The following is a 17,224-nucleotide window of genomic DNA, read 5'->3' on the forward strand; positions in this document are numbered from 1 at the left end:
ATTGCGGAGGGAGGGGTGTCCTGTGAGCCAATCAAGGTTTTAATCTGTCATCGGTAGCCGCTAATTTTGCCTAAAAGCAAGGCAAAATCATTTGAAAGGTGACAGGGTGCGTTTTTCGATCCGAAAGCACTATGCGTTTTGCGAGTGGTGGGTAGTGTGCGGTGTTCCGGGTAAATTTAAATTTCAAAAGCACCTCATCAGATCGTGATGCATCCATGGAATAGATCTTTCATAACCCCCGTCGACTGAATTCAATTCTTCTGCAGAATCAAATGCCTCGGGGTGCTTGGAACGCCTACCTTCTCTTACCCCGCACTGCGCGCCGAAACAACACGGTGCTTGTGCGGGGCTACTGAGCTGTCGCCCCTGTCGGGGCTTATTGTTACGCGCAGGCGCGAAACCACGCATAACCGGATGTACATTGGCAGGGGATAATTCACGTGCATATTAAAATAAAAACATCGATTTTAACCTAAAACAGTGCTTTTTAAAAACTGTCATTGGTAGCCCCTAACGTTGCCCAAAAACCGGGCAACACTATTTCAGATGTGACAGAACAATTGGAGGTATCCTGTTTGAAGCCGAGCTTTTGAATCCTTGAAATCTGATCAAAGCCGATACTTTCGAGAATCTGTCACTGGTAGCAACTAATCTTGGCCATAAGCAGGCAACACTATTTAAAAGGTGACAGGATTATAGTCCCCTCTCGAGAGGGGATTTAGGGGTGTGTTCGTAAAGGCAATAAGCATTGATTAAAGCCCAATAACATCACTTTTATCAATCTGTCATTGGTAGGAAGCAGGCTCTTACCCGTGCCGAAGCCGATACACGTGTTTGCTTGATGGTTAATCTCCTCGTGCTGTGGGTTCCATTATGAACAACGATCTTTCAGAACTCCTGCCATTTGAAGCATCATATTTGTTCGAGCAACACTATAGATAAACTCGCACCAGAGCATGAGTCAATTGTAGTTCACCGTCACGCTACCGCCGGATGTCCGGGCTGCAAGCTTGGGGCCTCCATTGCCGACCGTTCCCTCGACCCTGTTTCGCTCAGAGCTGCCGGTAAAATTTCGAAGCTCTACATTTACACGGTTTCCGGATAGATCCATCTCAAAGTTATCTGTTTCGGGCATGTCTACCGTGATACTTCCGCCGCTTGTTCGAAAATCGAGATCGTCCCTGAATTCTGTGATATGAGCTCTAATGCTTCCGCCGCTCGTACGGGCCGAAATAGCTCCGCTAACGTTCTCAAGACGAATGCTTCCGCCGGATGTCCTGAGATCTGCAGGACCCGTGAGGCCGTCAACACGGATAGAGCCGCCACTGGTCCGGCCGTTGATGGTTCCATGAACGTCGCGAAGATTTATACTTCCCCCTGAAGTTCTGAGATCCGCATTTCCCTGGATTGATTCTGCAGTGACACTCCCGCCACTTGTCCTTAGTGACACATTATTAGTAAAATTTGAGGCCGTTACCGATCCACCGCTTGTTCTGCCATCGATCAGCGATGTCGAAGGAGCCTGTACAACAAACGAAATTGATACATTCGAGCCAGAACTAAACCAACCGCCAATGCCACTGTTTTTTCGTTCAGCACTCGCTGTAATACGGTTTCCATCCTGACTAATGTCAATCTCAAAATCATCGAGATCGAAATCTGAGGGAGACAATACTCTGTTGCCCCGACGCACTATCATATAGACACGCACGTCGTTTTCAGCATGCCCTTCAGCCAGAATGGATCCGCCCGAGGTTCTGATGTCCACATATGGACTATCATTTACATCAAAAATCTCAGTTCTGTAGGCGTCTTCTGTTTCTTGTGCGATGAGAGAGCCAAAAAAAGCTGCTACGAGAGCAAAAACACAGACTAATATTCGTAATAATTTTTCCATAACAGGAGCATTTGTTAAAAGTAGTTTATTCAGCATAAAAACATACGGAGGCTTCCGGTAATTGTTGCGCAAAGAACCGCATCACACTAAAAAATGTTGGTAGTAATATGTTATCAAAGGCAAGTTCAGTAATTTAAGTCTGATTGAAAGTATAAAGCATCTACAGTTATGAAATTACCATTTGTATTGGCAAAGAGATTTGTTGCAGGGGAAACGTTCGACCAGTCTGTTCCAAAAGTTGAGGAGCTTAACAAGCATGGTATAAAAGTGACACTTGATCTCCTGGGTGAAAATGTAAAAGATCGCCAGATGGCTGATGATACTGTGGAGAGTTACATACAGCTGATTGAAAAAATCCATAATGCCGGCCTCAAGAGCACCATATCTATCAAGCTTACAATGCTTGGACTAGATATTGATGAAGAGTATTGCAAAGACAATCTTTTTAAACTGCTTGATGTTGCCAGAGAGCACGACTCATTTGTCCGAATTGATATGGAAGGATCTGATTATACGCAGGCAACAATCGACGTATTTAAAGAAGCGTTTAAGGAATACGGAAAGCATGTTGGCATTGTAATACAGGCCTACCTCCATCGAAGCAAAAATGATATCCCTGAACTTGCGGAAATGGGGGCGGATGTCCGCCTTTGTAAGGGTGCCTATGGTGAGCCTGAGCGCATTGCCCTTCAGAATATGCCGGCCATTAGAGAAGCCTTCAAAGAGTACGCTAAAATTTTACTAAATAAAACGACCTATCCCAGAATTGCCACCCACGACGATGAGCTTGTGAACTGGGTAAAAAACTATACGCTTGAAAAGAATCTTGGGAAGTCGCGATTTGAGTTCCAGATGCTCTATGGATTACGCGAAGAAACCATGATTGAACTGACTAACGAAGGGTACAATACAAGAGTGTACGTGCCGTATGGCACCATGTGGTTCCCCTATTTTAAGCGTCGACTACTCGAACGAAAAGAAAATATCTTTTTTGTAGCCAGCACGATATTTAAAAAATAGGGTACTACTTGAAAGTTTTTGGATAATTGCTTCGACCAGATACAACACATTTCAGGAAAAAATAGAGAATCTGCAAATAATACACGAAATTCCCTAATTCCCTAATTCCCCAATCAACAAAGGAACTAATACTCAAGAGGTTCTGATCCTTCCAAAATGTCCAGCTCAGAGCGGTCGATTTCTGCCAGGTAGTAATAGCCGCCATAGCGATTGTACCTGATGTAAAAATGCCGGTTTTCACTAAGCAGATCTATAGAGCCGGTGACTGCTTCTTCACCAATTGAAAGAATTACATTGCCGGTATAAGGATCCAGAATCGGTCCGGTAAGTGTTCTGATGGTATCACCAATCGGCTGATTTCTGTTAATGCGTGCCGTGATGGCAAGATTTTCGTCAAGAGAGAAGTGAATCAATGTTCCCGGTTCGTAAGATTTGATCGTGTTCAGCGGCCGGGCCGGCTCAATATATGAATACGCTATGATGGGCACGTTTTCCAGTGTGGCCGGCAGCGCCGGTTTTCCGTCTGGGTCTGAGGGGGCGGCCTGAATAAAGAGCAGGGAGTCGCCACTCTGTACCATCAACTGAGGCAGATTGGTAAGCTCATCTGCTTCTGCTTGGGCTGGCGGTTGTTCCTTAGTGTTACTACAAGCTCCAGCCAACAGACTTGCAGCAAAAATCCATATGACGGTATAAGAGAAATAGTCTGGTTTCATTCAGGATTATTTGATGAGAATCATTTGGCGGGTCAGCATCTGATCGGGGGTTCTCAGCCTGTACATGTAAATACCGCTCGACAGGCTGCTGGCGTCAAATGTATGCTGATGACTGCCTGCGCTCAATGAACCATTGATAAGTGTTGCCACACGCTGTCCGGTGATGTTAAACACTTCAAGAGTTATATCGGAGGATTGATCCAGTGTAAACTGAATGGTCGTTGTCGGGTTGAATGGATTCGGATAGTTTTGTGATAGCTCAAGTCGCTGAGGAGCCTCCTGACTTACCTCCGATGACGTTGCCATCTCAATTGTGGCGGAAATCGGAACTTCAATAACCGGATTGGCCGGGTCGTTACTTCTTACCTGGAGCACGGTTTCATAGGTTCCGGTGGGTACATCTACAGCATTTAGTGTCAAATTTACAGATTGTGATTCACCCGCTGCTATCACTCCGCCAAAAGATTCCGTCTTCAGCCAGTTAAACGGGGAATGAACACGTTCAACACGAATATTATCTACGTCCATATATACACCGCTAACCTTATTTCGCTGGCCAAAATACATATAGTCCGGTTTGCGCCCGGATGGATACGGGTTGGATGCGATCATATCTCCTTCAAGATAGTAATCCACGGAACGGTTGTTGGGATTGTACTTAATCTCTATTGTTCTATAAGTACCGTTGGTTGGAAATGAAGTGCTTGTGGAAGAAAAGGTTTCACTTCCCTGTTCGGTTACATTTCGTGCAAAAATATTTCCACCAGAAATAATAAGGCCTGATGAAATTGCACCGTTGCTTCCGTCAAAAGCATACACGTCAAATGTTTCTCCCTCGCCGCCAATAATTTGATCCTGGGTAGCAATATCGAAAGATACCGAATACTCGCCCATGGGCTGAGGCCCGAAAAATGGAGACCTTGAAAACATTGCAGTTGACGAATCAGTTCGTCTCGGAAGTCGCAGGTGGAGGCTCCCATTTGATGGATTTTCAGAAGAGATCTCAAATGGAGTTGAGACAGAAAACGACCGCCACCCGACTTCTGCCGGGAAATCACCGGTAGTGAAACCTTCACTTTCTTCAAAATCTGCGGAATAAATCACACCCGGTTCACCACTTTCAGTAAATGAAAGGCTGCTTACGGATGAGAAAGATGCCGTAACAGCTGCGGCATCCATAGCTGGCATTTGGTCCGCCTGCTGTTTTGACGCCGATATGACGTTACTTTGAATGTCAAAATCTATGTTGTACATCAAATCGCTAGTCCCATTATTCTGCAGCGTAATAGGAACTGTTATTGCACTGTTCTCCTGGTTTAACTCAGCAGATATTGACGATTCTCCAACACTGATAGACGGAGGGTTAACCACTGTGGTGCGATAAGAGGCTATGACGTGCTTTATTTCGCGCATGCTTCGAGCATTATCAGCCGGCCCGGCATCGTTTGAAGTAATAAGGGGATTACCGGTAGGTTTGCCGGAAAATTGTACGTCAGGATTCGAAAAGTAAGGTATAGGCTGGAACAGAGCATCACCGTAAGCCATTACGGTAGCATAAGTGTTGCCAGAAGCCGGAAAGCGATTTCCCGTCGAATAAGAGAAAAGGCCGCCAAATTCGCCGGCTGCGGCATCACTCTGATTTCTCGCGTGTGCATTACCCATATTGTGGCCGATTTCGTGTACTAACGTGTAGTTCGAGGCTATTTGCTGAACCCTGTTTATAGAAAATGCCAGCTGCGAAGAGCCGGATGTAGAGTTGTTAACCCAGGCAATGCCACCTGTATTCGGTTCACTCAAAATTGCGGCGACAACATCTGCCCCATACTGATCCCGTAATTGATGTGCTTCAACCATATAGCCATCGTAATCAGACTCTTCACAATTACTTTCAGAACAGAGGTCAAAACGGTTGTCAGGATTCCTGGTAAGCCGGCGAAGATGGTCACCTGCTGAAACATAATTGTCATCACTTGAGCTCAAGCTTTCAAGAGAATCTCCGTCATAGTCGGTTTGATAATAATGTACCAGCCGAAGTGTTATATGCGTTTCGCTATTGTCTAAGACCGTTTGGGATTTTGCCATGGCCTCTGAAATCAGGAGGTCAATGGTTCTGTCTGTGGATTCAGCCCACGTTTTTGAATTTGGCGTGTACAATATCATCACATCAATGGTTATATCGTCTGATAAAGTGCCTGCCATAGCTGCCGTACTGGGAGTGTGAGGCTGAATTACATCAGCACCTGAAGATTTTCCAAGGAACCGGGCGCCTTTCAAAGAGGGGGAACTGTGGTCAACTTCGTGTATGGAACAAAACTGTTGATCATCATAAAAAGAAGAGGATGTTGCTACATAGTTTTGGTTTATCTCACCATCGTACTCAAAAAAGTATATGTCTTCATGCGATTTATGAAAAATCCCGTGAAGCTGTCCATCTGTATAAGTAAAAGTAAATGTGTTTTCCGGTTCTTCAATATCTCTCGCGATAAATGACGTGGTCGTTGAAGTGTAGTTTTCAACTCTGTTTACTAAAAATGTGGAAGTCGAACCGGCTGCCACAGCTACTTCTATATAGTCACCGCTTTTGATTTCGCTAAAGTCAAAACTGTCATTGTTTAGCGTATAATACTGACGCAGATGCGGGGCTCCGGTGATTGTCTTAGCCGTCTTCTGTTTGGATTGATTCTGGATTGAATTAAGTTTAAAAACCTGTTGAGCATGCACAAGCTGAGCAGATAGCAAGTGGAAAAAAACAAGGAAAAAAAAAGTAAAGAATATCTTCATAATGAAAATTGCCTGAATTGAATTCTCAAAAGTAATTAGGAGTAAAATCTTTGAGAGTCAAATAAAAAAAGAGCGTTTCGCTATTTATTCATCTTAACTTAGTTACTTATCGCTTAGAATTTGATTCTTTTAAATTGAAAATTAAAACACGCGGCAGAACAACCTATGGAAAACAAAACAGCAGCACAGTTTAAATCAGCTGGGATACTAGTTCTATTTCTGTTCATTTGTTTCGGCGTGGCCTGGATCGGTGCTCAGGTATCGCCCGGTATTGCTTCTTCGGAGTGGTACGATCAACTGAATAAACCGGGTTGGAATCCACCCGGCTGGCTTTTCGGCCCCGTTTGGACTGCGCTCTACACGATGATGGCGTTTGCGGCCTGGCGGATCTGGAGACGGCTCGGATTTTCAGGGGCAAAAACAGAACTCTCCTGGTTTGCGATACAGCTATTTCTGAACGGGCTTTGGTCACAGCTCTTCTTCAACGCACAAAGTCCCGGTCTCGCTTTTGTTGAGATTTTATTTCTTCTCGCGGCTATCATCATTACCACAGCATATTTTTACAGGCAAGACTCAATCGCGGGCTGGCTGATGGTGCCCTACATTCTTTGGGTGGCGTTTGCAACGGTGCTAAATGGCACGATATCGATGATTAATTAGTCATGAGTCGTGAGATATGAGACGTGAGATAAGTGAGTGAAAAGACAGAAAGCAAAAGTGAAAAGTAAGGTTCAAAGCCATCAACGCTTTTGTTTTCTATCTCTAACTATCTGCTTCATTTCATTTAATGAAGCTTAAACTGAGGGTTATTTTCACTTTTGCCTTTTCACTTTTCACTCCTAAATTTTTACGACTCACGACTCACGACTCACGACTCACGACTCACGACTCACGAAAATCGATCCGCCAATCGATTGATCAAATATCCGCTCTCTTTAAGGGCTTGGGTGGCAAACCGGCCAAAGAAATCGGTTACTGCTTCAAACTCCTTTACGAATCCTTTTTTGTCATCATTTTCCACCATTGAGATGAGGCGTTCATGGTGTTTGAAAAATGAGACGAGCAGTTCTCGCCGCTCCTTGTTCGCGAACACAATGTCGGCATAGAGTTCGGCGTCCTGCGCGAAAATCCGGCCGGTCATCATCAGTTCGGCACGGTACACTGGGCTCGAGTAATCCAGCATTTGATGCGGATCGAGATCGTACTCTTTCATAAATGACCCATGAAGAAGGGCAACAAAGTGGCGGAGCCCCTGAACAAGGTTCATCACGTGATCATGATTCTCAGGATCGGCTTCTATCACACGCATTCCCCAAAGCTTACACTGTTCCCGAAACCATTCACTCGCTTCCGGATCACGGCCTTCGCAAACCACCATCAGCTGCTTCGATAAATTAGGAACATCCGGGCCGTGCATGGGGTGGAGGCCAATTACAGGTCCCTGGTGTGAATCGAGCATGGCTTGAAGCGGCTCGGCTTTATTACTCGTGAAATCAGCCAGGATGGTGTTTTCATCCAGTTTGTTACTGAGCCGTTCAATAACTGATATCGTCAAATTGATGGGGACAGTTACAATTGCGAGATCCAGTTTTGGGGCGATCTCCTCGAGTTCAAACCAATTGCCTCTATCGATGCTATAGGTGTGATGACCGCTTTGATCAGCTACTTTTCTGTAAAGTGAGCCCATCCCGCCTTCACCGCCAACGAAAAGAATGTGCTTTGGTTCGGGAGTTGCTCTCGGAAACGTGTGGGTAGACTGAGTTGCCCTTGATGCGGACATAATCATTCGCAAAAAATCTTCTGCCCAGTCGGGATCCAGATCCCGCGCCTCAGCCATACTTCTGAATTTAATGCTCTTCTGTTCCTCCCGTTCAGCAACAAATACCGGCAGCTGGTTATCAATTTTATACTCGATTACCTCACGAGATACTTTATTGCGCTCTTTAAGCAGGTCAAGAATCTGCTGGTCTATTTTATCAATTTGATCTCGTTGCGATGAGAGGTCCGAATTATTTGACATGATTGTTTAAAAATTTAAATGGTAACTAAATGCGTAAGGCACCACTCGTGGTTCATTAACACTGAATTCGAAGTGTTTGCGTTACCGCATCAAAATATACGATCGTGTTTGGTATTGGTCACATATCGGCTAACACACGAAGGTAGGGTTGAAAAAATACAAAATTAACTCAATCTCAGGTAAATTGTAAGGTTGTTTCTGATATGATTGCGTCTACAATCAGAAAGGGTGCCAGCTGAATGGAATTGAATATTCCAAAGCCCCGTCAGCGTTAGTCCCAAGCAAAAGGAGATTTCGCCCCGAAAAACACGGGACTGGAAAAACACCAGTTACGCGTTCAAAAGATGAGCTCCAGTCATTCGCTCCGCTCTTTCGGTCGAGATGACAGGCATCAGCTTTGGGTAAAGGCGGCGTACCAACACCCCAAAACATGCGATTCTCCGTCCTACGCCGCACTGTCCACATAATTACTGTTTGCGGCGTAGCCAAATGCCTTAGTCTACACGTCCGTGGTAGGTGCGGCGCATACGTTTCAGAAAGAGAAAGACATTCATTAATTTTCAAAACGTTTTGAACAGCTATGATTTAAATCAAAGATGACCTTCACACTTTTGGTAGAAAACTGTTATTTTAAAAGTCTGAATTTAAAGCAACGTCTACTTATGAAGAAGAACGCATTTTACATTATTACCGGTTTCATTTTGTTTGCGGCCCTGGCTCGTCTGTTGCCGCACGCCTATAATTTTACACCACTCGGAGCGATTGCGCTGTTTGGTGCAGCATACTTTCCGAAAAAAAAATGGGCGTTTATCATCCCTATCCTGGCTCTTTGGCTGAGCGATCTGGTTCTGAATAATGTCATGTATTCCGCCTATTACGATGGATTTACATTTTTCACCAGCGGATTTCTATATGTTTACGGCGCGTTTGCGATGATCGTGGTTTTGGGTGTTATTCTCTTGAAGAAAGTTACATTGCCGCGCGTCATAGGCGGAGCGCTTGGCGGATCGGTCCTCTTTTTTGTTATAAGTAATTTTGGCGTGTGGCTCGGCAGCACGCTATATCCAATGACGTTAGAAGGGCTGTTGATGTGTTACACGGCCGCCATTCCTTTCTTTCATTACACACTCGCCGGAAACCTGATCTACTGCGGCGTTCTGTTTGGCGGCTACGAATATTTGAAGCACAAAGTCCCTGAGCTTTCAACCATTCAAGCCTGACCCTTACTTACCACGGCTGCATCAACTCAAACATCGCCCCGGAAAATTGTATCCCTGTTACCGGGGCTGACAGAGCTGGTCTGTAAACTTGGACTGGAAGATCAGCTTGTCGGGCGCTCACATGAGTGTGACTATCCCGAATTTATCACCGACCGGCCTGTTCTCACCTCAACGAATTATCCTAACTCACCGGAATCTGAAAGCCGTCAAATTCATGACTCTGTGACGGGCCTGCTTCAAAAAGCCCTCTCCATTTATGATGTAGATGATGATGCACTCATTAAACTCAGCCCCGATGTAATTCTTACTCAGGACCACTGCGAGGTTTGTGCTGTCTCATACAGTGATTTAAGCAGCGCGGTGAAAGACGCTCTGGGTAATGAAACAAAAATAGTGTCGGTATTACCTACAAATCTTGCGGAGATTTTCAGTTCTTTTGTTGATGTTGCCGAGGCTCTTGGCGTTCGAAAAAGAGGTGAGGAGCTTGTCGGGAGTATTCAGCATCGGTTTGATGAGATTCGAAATGTAACATCGAATCTTCCGAAGCCGGATGTCGTAGCCATTGAATGGATGGATCCGCTGATGACCGGCGGCAACTGGATGCCGGAAATGATTGAGATTGCGGGCGGAGTGTCACATCTTGCTACAGCTGGAAAGCATTCACCGTGGCAAAATTGGAAAGACATTTTAGAATGCGACCCTGATATTTTGCTTGTAGTACCGTGTGGGTACGGGATTTCAAAAACGCTGGAAGAAATGGAAATACTTTCAGGTCAGGATTCCTGGGAAAATCTAACATCCGTACAGGAGAATCGAGTCTTTATTTTAGACGGGAACCACTATTTTAATCGCCCGGGGCCGCGAATCAGGGAGTCTGTTGATATTCTGGCCGAAATCTTTCATCCTAATGAGTTTAGCGGTCAGTCATTGGCGGGTGGATGGGTCCGGTATCAAAGTAAATGAAATGCGACAGATCGTACATAAGAAGAATAAATATCAATTTAGATTACGATGTCTAAGAAAATAATTATCATTGGTGCTACATCCGGAATCGGGGAGGAACTTGCCCGGCAGTGTGTGAACAAGGAGTACCATGTGGGAGGAACAGGGCGGCGCCTGGAGAAGCTGGAACAGTTAAAGAAAGAGCTTGGAAACTATTTTTATTACACGGCAATGGACGTGACCGATCATGCCAAAGCAAAAGCTCAGCTTCACAATCTGATTGACGAGATGGGTGGGATGGATATCATCGTGTTGAACGCGGGCATTTCCAACTACCCGGCCTCATCCATAACAGCCATGGAACAGAAAATTATTGATGTAAATGTGAGTGGGTTCGTACAGATGTTCGGGGAAGCCTTTCAATATTTCAGAAAGCAGGGGTATGGCCAAATTGTTGGCGTATCATCTATCGCATCCCTATTCGGATCATCTCGCGCCGCTCCCTACAGTTCATCCAAAGCGTTCATTTCAACATATATGCAGGCCTATCGTCAGCGCACAAATAATATGAAAGAGGATATCACCGTCACAGATGTAAAACCCGGATTTGTGAAAAGCGAAATGACGGAAGGAAAAAAAGGCATGTTCTGGGTGGGCGAGACCGACAAGGCAGTGAAACAGATGCTTAAGGATATCGAAAACAAGAAATCCTATTCATACGTCACCCGCCGATGGCGATTTGTGGCATGGCTGCTGAAACTGACCCCAAACTGGGTGTTGGATCGGTTGTGATAAAATAGATGGAGAGAGTGGGTGAAGGAAACAGTGAGTGAAATAGGCATTATACAAATCCAGAGTCCCGCGAGGGACGACCGCTTAGTAGCCCCACGTTTCAACGTGGGGGCGATGACGACCGCCATGAATCGCAAAAGTCCGTGAAACGGACGATACTTCTACATCAGCAAATAAATCAACATTAGGATAAAGGGGAGCGTAAACACCCAGTCCCAGTTGGTTTTTCGATATGAGCTATCATTCTCCATGGTTATTTGAACTCTTGTGTTATGGGTTTGTTCCGCGAAGGCTCTGAATACGATACAAGTGACGAGTGGTTCTCTTATTCGACTGTCCTAAATCTTATCGGTGGGAGATGGGAAAAGCGTAAATTGGCGGGGTGATAAATTTGGTAATAGCTATGGGATATTCACATTTCTGCCCGGCTGAGAGATGCGAAGTATGAAATGGAATTGGGGCCTGAAGGTACACAAATTACACCCCTTAAGCATTTCACTGCACTTAGCTTCGTTTGGGAAAGATAAATGGTTCTACCGGAAAGTTTGTGGGTTGAAATCAAGATTAGTGAAAAGACCCTCTGAACATGATTAAATAATAATTCAAATAGTAAGCCATTGCTTTTGCAGATCCTTCTCTGCGCCATCAACTACAATGGCTTGATCAGGATGACAAGCTCATGGTATAACAAGCGGGCGGCGTGGGTTCAGTCATAGCTTTTTAACTCGCTATTTTCTCACGCCGCCCTCTGACCTTGCCGAATGATGGTCATTCTGAATAAAACGGTGATTTCCCGGTTTATGCCCCGTGAGGGATGCCCTGGGCAAAGAATCTGTAAAAGCAATACATGTTTTCCTATCTAATGACATAATTGATTGGTATTGCGTACTTATTGATCCAACTGTCTTGAGTAGACTGTATGAGAAGCTGAACTACGGATATGTTTATGTACCAACAATCTTTCCGGTAGAACCAGATAAATGATGAATACTCAAGCGATCTCTCCTCACTGGTTGATTTTTCTGCCATCTTTTACCAGCTAAACTTCTTTCTCCACTGTGTTGGAACTTCTCAAATGGTGTTGCCCGTTTTTTAGGGCAACATTCACTGGCTACCGATGACAGTTTGTAAAAGGCACTGTTTTAGGCTAAAATCGATGTTTTTATTTTAATATGCACGTGAATTACCCCTGCCAATGTACATCCGGTTATGCGTGGTTTCGCGCCTGCGCGTAACAATAAGTCCCGGCAGGGACGGCAGCTCAATAGCCCCATACAAGCGCCGTGGTTTTGACGGCGCGCAGTGTGGGGTTAGGTAGCTTTTGAAATTTAATTTTACCCGTAATACCGTACACATCCCATCACCCTCAAAACTCATAGTACTTCCGGATCGGAAAACACATCCTGTCACCTCTGAAATGGTGTTGCCCGGCTTTTGGGCAAAATGAGGAGCTACCGATGACAGATTGTAAAAATGTGCCGTTATTGATCAGATTTCAAGGATTCAAAAGCTCGGCTTCATCTACGACACCTCCACTTGTTCTGTCACATCTGAAATAGTGTTACCCGTATTTGGGCAAGATTAGTTGCTACCAGTGACAGATTGTAAACATGACGTTTACTCCCCATACTTTTGAACCGTCAAAAGTATGCAAAAACTCCCCGACAGAGGTGTTCTGTCGGGGCACGGTTTGCCCCGCACGGTTACACTATGAGAATGCTCACAAGGTGAGCGCTCATAGCGATTTCTCCCGTGCTGTGGTGCAACCCATGCTATACCTCCACCCATCAAGGCCGGACACCTTTCTCCTAAAGAATATTTAGAGAGCAGGAACTTGGATTTCTTCTGTCACCTCTGAAATGGTGTTGCCCGGTTTTCGGGCAAGATTAACGGCTACCAGTGACAGATTTATCCCTTGAGTGAAATCCCCTTTTGCCCTTAAGGAATCTCCACTGGAAGGGGGCAATGGAACTGAAAACTGCGGAACGCAGATTTATAAGCCGAGGGGTGAGTATGAAGGGCCAGTAACGGGATTTTGATTACAGTTTTCTTCAAGGCTTCTGAACACACCCCTGAATAAATTAAACAGTAGGTATCCGTTTGACGCGCCGTGAAAACCTCAACCTCAACCTCAACCTCAACCCCTCTCTCCCTCAACCCCCACTACCCCAGCCATCCATCACGATCAAGGCTTCGATATTGAATAGCTTCCGAGATATGATGAGATCGAATGGTTTCAGAGCGGTCGAGATCGGCGATTGTACGAGAAACTTTCAGAATTCGGTCGTATGCCCTTGCAGAGAGGCCAAGTGAGTTCATCGCTTTTTTCAGCATGGCCTGGCTGCTGTCATCGAGCGGACAAATCTTCCGGGCCAGTTTTGTATTCATCTGGGCATTGCAGTACACGCCTTCAATTCCTAAAAAACGATGCCCCTGGATCTCCCTGGCTTCAATCACGCGCTTACGGATGTCTCCCGAACTTTCGCCTTTTGCTTTCGATGAGAGTTCTTCATAGCTCACCTTGTCAACATCGATATGAAGATCAATACGATCAAGGAGCGGGCCGCTGATTTTTCCAAGGTAGCGCTGCATTTGAATATTGGTGGACCCGTCGGGATCATCAGGGTCAAACCAGTCGCCGGTGGGTGAAGGATTCATCGAGGCAACCAGCATGATCCGGCTCGGGTAGCTGACACTCATTCGCGCGCGTGATATGCTCACAAATCCGTCTTCCAGCGGCTGCCGCATCACCTCGAGAGCACTTCGCTTAAATTCCGGAAGCTCATCAAGAAACAGCACGCCATTATGGGCCATTGATATTTCTCCCGGCATCGGGATGCTGCCGCCTCCAACCAGCGCTACATCCGAAACCGTATGATGAGGACTGCGAAACGGGCGGTTGGTCACCAACGCTTTGCCATTCGACAGCAATCCGGCAACCGAGTGAATCTTAGTTGTTTCCAAGGCTTCATCAAGCGTCAGCGGCGGGAGGATCGTGGGAAGCCGGCGCGCCATCATTGTTTTGCCTGATCCGGGCGGGCCCACCATTATCAAATTGTGACCACCGGCAGCAGATACCTCCAGTGCGCGCTTTACGTTCTCCTGGCCGCGCACATCCACAAAATCGAGAATATCCTGCTCACCATTTTGATGGAACAGTTTTTTGGGATCGATCTGAAGAGGTGAGTGCGTGGACTCATCATCAAACCAGCGCATGACCTGTTCCAGGTTTTCAAACGCCATCACCTTGATACCGTCCACAACTCCCGCCTCTGCACCGTTGGCTTTTGGTACAATCAGGTAGTCGAGCTCCCTGTTACGCGCCTCCACAGCGATCGGCAGGACCCCTTTCACCGCTCGTAAATTTCCGTCAAGGGCAAGCTCTCCCAGCACGAGTGATCTCGAGAGTTTTTCAATATTGATCTGGTCAGATACGGCCAGCAGGCTTAAGGCAATAGGGAGATCAAACGCACTTCCTTCTTTCGGCAGATCAGCCGGGGCGAGGTTTACGGTAATCCGTCCGCGGGGAAAATGTGCTCCGGCGTTTTTCAGGGCCGCGTCAATTCTGTCTTTTGATTCACTCACGGCCCGATCGGGCAGGCCGACCAGGTAATACTTTGGAACTCCGCCGCTCATATTCACTTCTACCTCTATTAGTCGGGCGTCAACACCAATTGTGGAAGCGCAGTATACTTTTGAAAGCATAGGTTTGAATCTTTGTTAACAATCTTTCGTAGTATGAGGGAGAAACAGCCGATTCCTTACACTTTTATCATGAAAAAATTAAAACTCATACCCATGGAATCTACAAATCGAACCATTTTTGAAGAGATAACGGGCACCGTTGACGAGATTATTCGTGAAGTTCGAAAACTCATCAGGGAAGGAAATGCACGAAGCCTGATCATTAAAAACAAAGAGGGGCGGGTCCTTTTTCAAACCCATCTGACCGTCGGAGTTGCAGGCACGGCTCTCTTTACGGTCATGGCGCCGTTCATCTCTGCACTCACCATGTTTGTGATGTTTGCAAAAGACGTTGAAGTCCACGTTGAGAAAACAAAGAACGGGTCATCTGACGGCAACGCCAATGCCAATGATACACATGAATCCCGTGACGAATACGAAGTTGAAGGGGAGATTATTGATATCGAGGAAGGGGAGGATGAAGACGAGGAGCGTAGTTGAACTGTTGAGGTTTGCGCGTGGCGCAATGTGTAACTGTTGAACTGTTGAATCGTTGAGAGCTCACTGCGTTCGCGTGGAATTGTTTAGTGTTGAACTGTTGAATTGTTAAACTGTTGAATTGTCGAGAAATTTTGAATAGAATTAGGAATTCATTGCTGGTTTAAAAATTTTACGATTTTACGATTTTACGATTTTACGATTTTACGATTTTACGATTTTACGATTCCACAGTTCCACACGCAAAGCGGACTCTGCCAGCAGCTCTCTTCGTTCGCGGTCTTGCAGGTCCTTGTAGCCTGGGTCGCCAGACCCGAGAGCGTAACTGTGAACAGCAGTGAAGAATTGATGAAATGTTGAAAAGTCGAATCGTTGGATTGTTAAACTATTGATAAATATTGATATAGAGGTTGTAACTTTTTGCCTGATTTGAAAATTCCCCAATTCCCCAATTCCCCATTCCACGATTCCACAGTTCCACAGTTCCACAGTTCCACACGCAAAGCGGACTCTGCCAGCAGCTCTCTTCGTTCGCGGTCTTGCAGGTCCTTGTAACTTGGGTCGCCTGACCCGAGGCCGAAACTGTATTCAACAGCAAAGGATCATTTGTATTTCCGGTCGTAAACGAGAGCCGATACCTCATCGGAAACTCATGTTGTTCGAGGCAAATAAGGAGCGGGTCAGCGACACCGCTCTACAGTTCCACAGCGCCGCCTGTTTATTAAATGTTGACTCCTGTCTCTACCAACACGTTCTGAAAAACTCATAGTGCTATTCTTTGAAGAGCGCTTTTTTCTGCAGCGCCTTTTCCAGCCTTTGTTCATACTCTTCTGCAGAAATCTCGATGCATCCGAACTGGGCAAGATGATCGGTGTAGAACTGTGTATCCCATAGCTCAAATCCGTTCTTTTCGAGGATTCTGTGACAGTGCCAGAGGGCTACTTTGTCAGCTTCTTTCTGATTTTTGAACATCGATTCCCCAAAGAAGGCGGCGCCGAGTGATACGCCATAGAGCCCGCCGGCAAGATTGTCATCAGAATCATACATCTCAACAGAGTGGGCATGTCCGGCCATGTGAAGCACATCAAACGAATTGATAATAACGTCCGATATCCATGTGGTATTCCGGTTGGCGCACTTTTTCATCACCTCCCGAAACTGCGTGTTGATACGGCATGAAAACCTTCCCTGGCGAATAATTCGCTGCACGTTGCTTGAGACCTTAAACTCATTCATGGGAATAATACCCCGCTGCCGTGCAGAATACCAGTTTACAGAAGAGTCATTCCGGGATTCACTCATCGGAAAGATACCTTTGCTGTAGGCATCGAGAAGAGTTTCAGGCGGGATGATTTTTTGTTTGGAAGATGAGTTCATAGAGAAACTGTTGAACTGTTGAACTGTTGAATCGGTGAATTGTCGATTTGTTGAATCGTGGAACTGTTCAGAAATTAAGAAACAGAAATGGGAATTCACTGCCAGATTAAAAATCTTCTGACTTACAAAAGCGGTTCTACAGGAAAGTTTGTGGGTACATATAAAAATCCGATGTATAACTTCTCATAAAGTCTCATCATTAATAATTTATCAATCAGTACGCAAAGCCAATCATTTGTGTCATCTGAAAAGATAAAGAGTATGGCTTTTACAGATTCTT

General features: G+C 45.6%; 12 protein-coding genes. 6 read left to right on the top strand and 6 right to left on the bottom strand.

Features of this window, described 5'->3' with window-relative positions; translation table 11 throughout:
- Positions 1-961: 961 nt before the first annotated feature.
- Positions 962-1,897, bottom strand: a complete 936-nt coding sequence (locus tag AABW11_RS19040) for a DUF4097 family beta strand repeat-containing protein (RefSeq protein ID WP_340106927.1) — start codon at positions 1,895-1,897, stop codon at positions 962-964.
- A gap of 168 nt (positions 1,898-2,065) precedes the next feature.
- Between AABW11_RS19040 and AABW11_RS19045 the strand changes: the two genes are divergently transcribed.
- Entirely contained in the window at positions 2,066-2,917 is an 852-nt protein-coding gene (locus AABW11_RS19045; RefSeq protein WP_340106928.1) for a proline dehydrogenase family protein, read from the top strand.
- Positions 2,918-3,042: 125 nt separating this feature from the next.
- On the opposite strand, the gene AABW11_RS19050 is transcribed toward AABW11_RS19045, so the two are convergent.
- The gene (locus tag AABW11_RS19050) at positions 3,043-3,630 is read right to left on the bottom strand and encodes a hypothetical protein (protein ID WP_340106929.1); all 588 of its coding nucleotides are present in this window, start codon (positions 3,628-3,630) and stop codon (positions 3,043-3,045) included.
- A gap of 6 nt (positions 3,631-3,636) precedes the next feature.
- Positions 3,637-6,411, bottom strand: coding sequence for a zinc-dependent metalloprotease (locus AABW11_RS19055; RefSeq protein ID WP_340106930.1), 2,775 nt, complete (start codon positions 6,409-6,411; stop codon positions 3,637-3,639).
- A gap of 165 nt (positions 6,412-6,576) precedes the next feature.
- On the opposite strand from AABW11_RS19055, the gene AABW11_RS19060 reads away from it, so the two are divergent.
- Complete coding sequence (locus AABW11_RS19060; protein ID WP_340106931.1) at positions 6,577-7,071, top strand: TspO/MBR family protein; 495 nt, start codon at positions 6,577-6,579, stop codon at positions 7,069-7,071.
- 229 nt (positions 7,072-7,300) lie between these two features.
- On the opposite strand, the gene tyrA is transcribed toward AABW11_RS19060, so the two are convergent.
- Positions 7,301-8,431, bottom strand: a complete 1,131-nt coding sequence (tyrA, locus tag AABW11_RS19065; protein ID WP_340106932.1) for a bifunctional chorismate mutase/prephenate dehydrogenase — start codon at positions 8,429-8,431, stop codon at positions 7,301-7,303.
- Positions 8,432-9,093: 662 nt separating this feature from the next.
- Between tyrA and AABW11_RS19070 the strand changes: the two genes are divergently transcribed.
- From AABW11_RS19070 to AABW11_RS19080, 3 genes are read left to right on the top strand one after another with little or no spacing between them, the layout of a single operon-like run.
- Positions 9,094-9,651, top strand: a complete 558-nt coding sequence (locus AABW11_RS19070; RefSeq protein ID WP_340106933.1) for a DUF6580 family putative transport protein — start codon at positions 9,094-9,096, stop codon at positions 9,649-9,651.
- A 54-nt stretch (positions 9,652-9,705) separates the two neighbouring features.
- Entirely contained in the window at positions 9,706-10,614 is a 909-nt protein-coding gene (locus tag AABW11_RS19075; RefSeq protein ID WP_340106938.1) for a cobalamin-binding protein, read from the top strand.
- A gap of 48 nt (positions 10,615-10,662) precedes the next feature.
- Positions 10,663-11,385: an SDR family NAD(P)-dependent oxidoreductase gene (locus tag AABW11_RS19080; protein WP_340106934.1), complete on the top strand. Its 723-nt coding sequence runs from the start codon at positions 10,663-10,665 to the stop codon at positions 11,383-11,385.
- Positions 11,386-13,548: 2,163 nt separating this feature from the next.
- Here the strand turns inward: AABW11_RS19080 and AABW11_RS19085 are convergent.
- Entirely contained in the window at positions 13,549-15,090 is a 1,542-nt protein-coding gene (locus AABW11_RS19085; protein WP_340106935.1) for a YifB family Mg chelatase-like AAA ATPase, read from the bottom strand.
- A 93-nt stretch (positions 15,091-15,183) separates the two neighbouring features.
- On the opposite strand from AABW11_RS19085, the gene AABW11_RS19090 reads away from it, so the two are divergent.
- Positions 15,184-15,570 (top strand): DUF4342 domain-containing protein, encoded by a 387-nt coding sequence (locus AABW11_RS19090; protein ID WP_340106936.1) that lies wholly within the window; start codon positions 15,184-15,186, stop codon positions 15,568-15,570.
- Positions 15,571-16,338: 768 nt separating this feature from the next.
- On the opposite strand, the gene aat is transcribed toward AABW11_RS19090, so the two are convergent.
- Positions 16,339-16,944, bottom strand: a complete 606-nt coding sequence (aat, locus tag AABW11_RS19095) for a leucyl/phenylalanyl-tRNA--protein transferase (RefSeq protein WP_340106937.1) — start codon at positions 16,942-16,944, stop codon at positions 16,339-16,341.
- Positions 16,945-17,224 lie beyond the last annotated feature (280 nt).

Source organism: Rhodohalobacter sp. 8-1, from assembly GCF_038150125.1.
In the GTDB taxonomy this organism is placed as follows: domain Bacteria; phylum Bacteroidota; class Rhodothermia; order Balneolales; family Balneolaceae; genus SW132.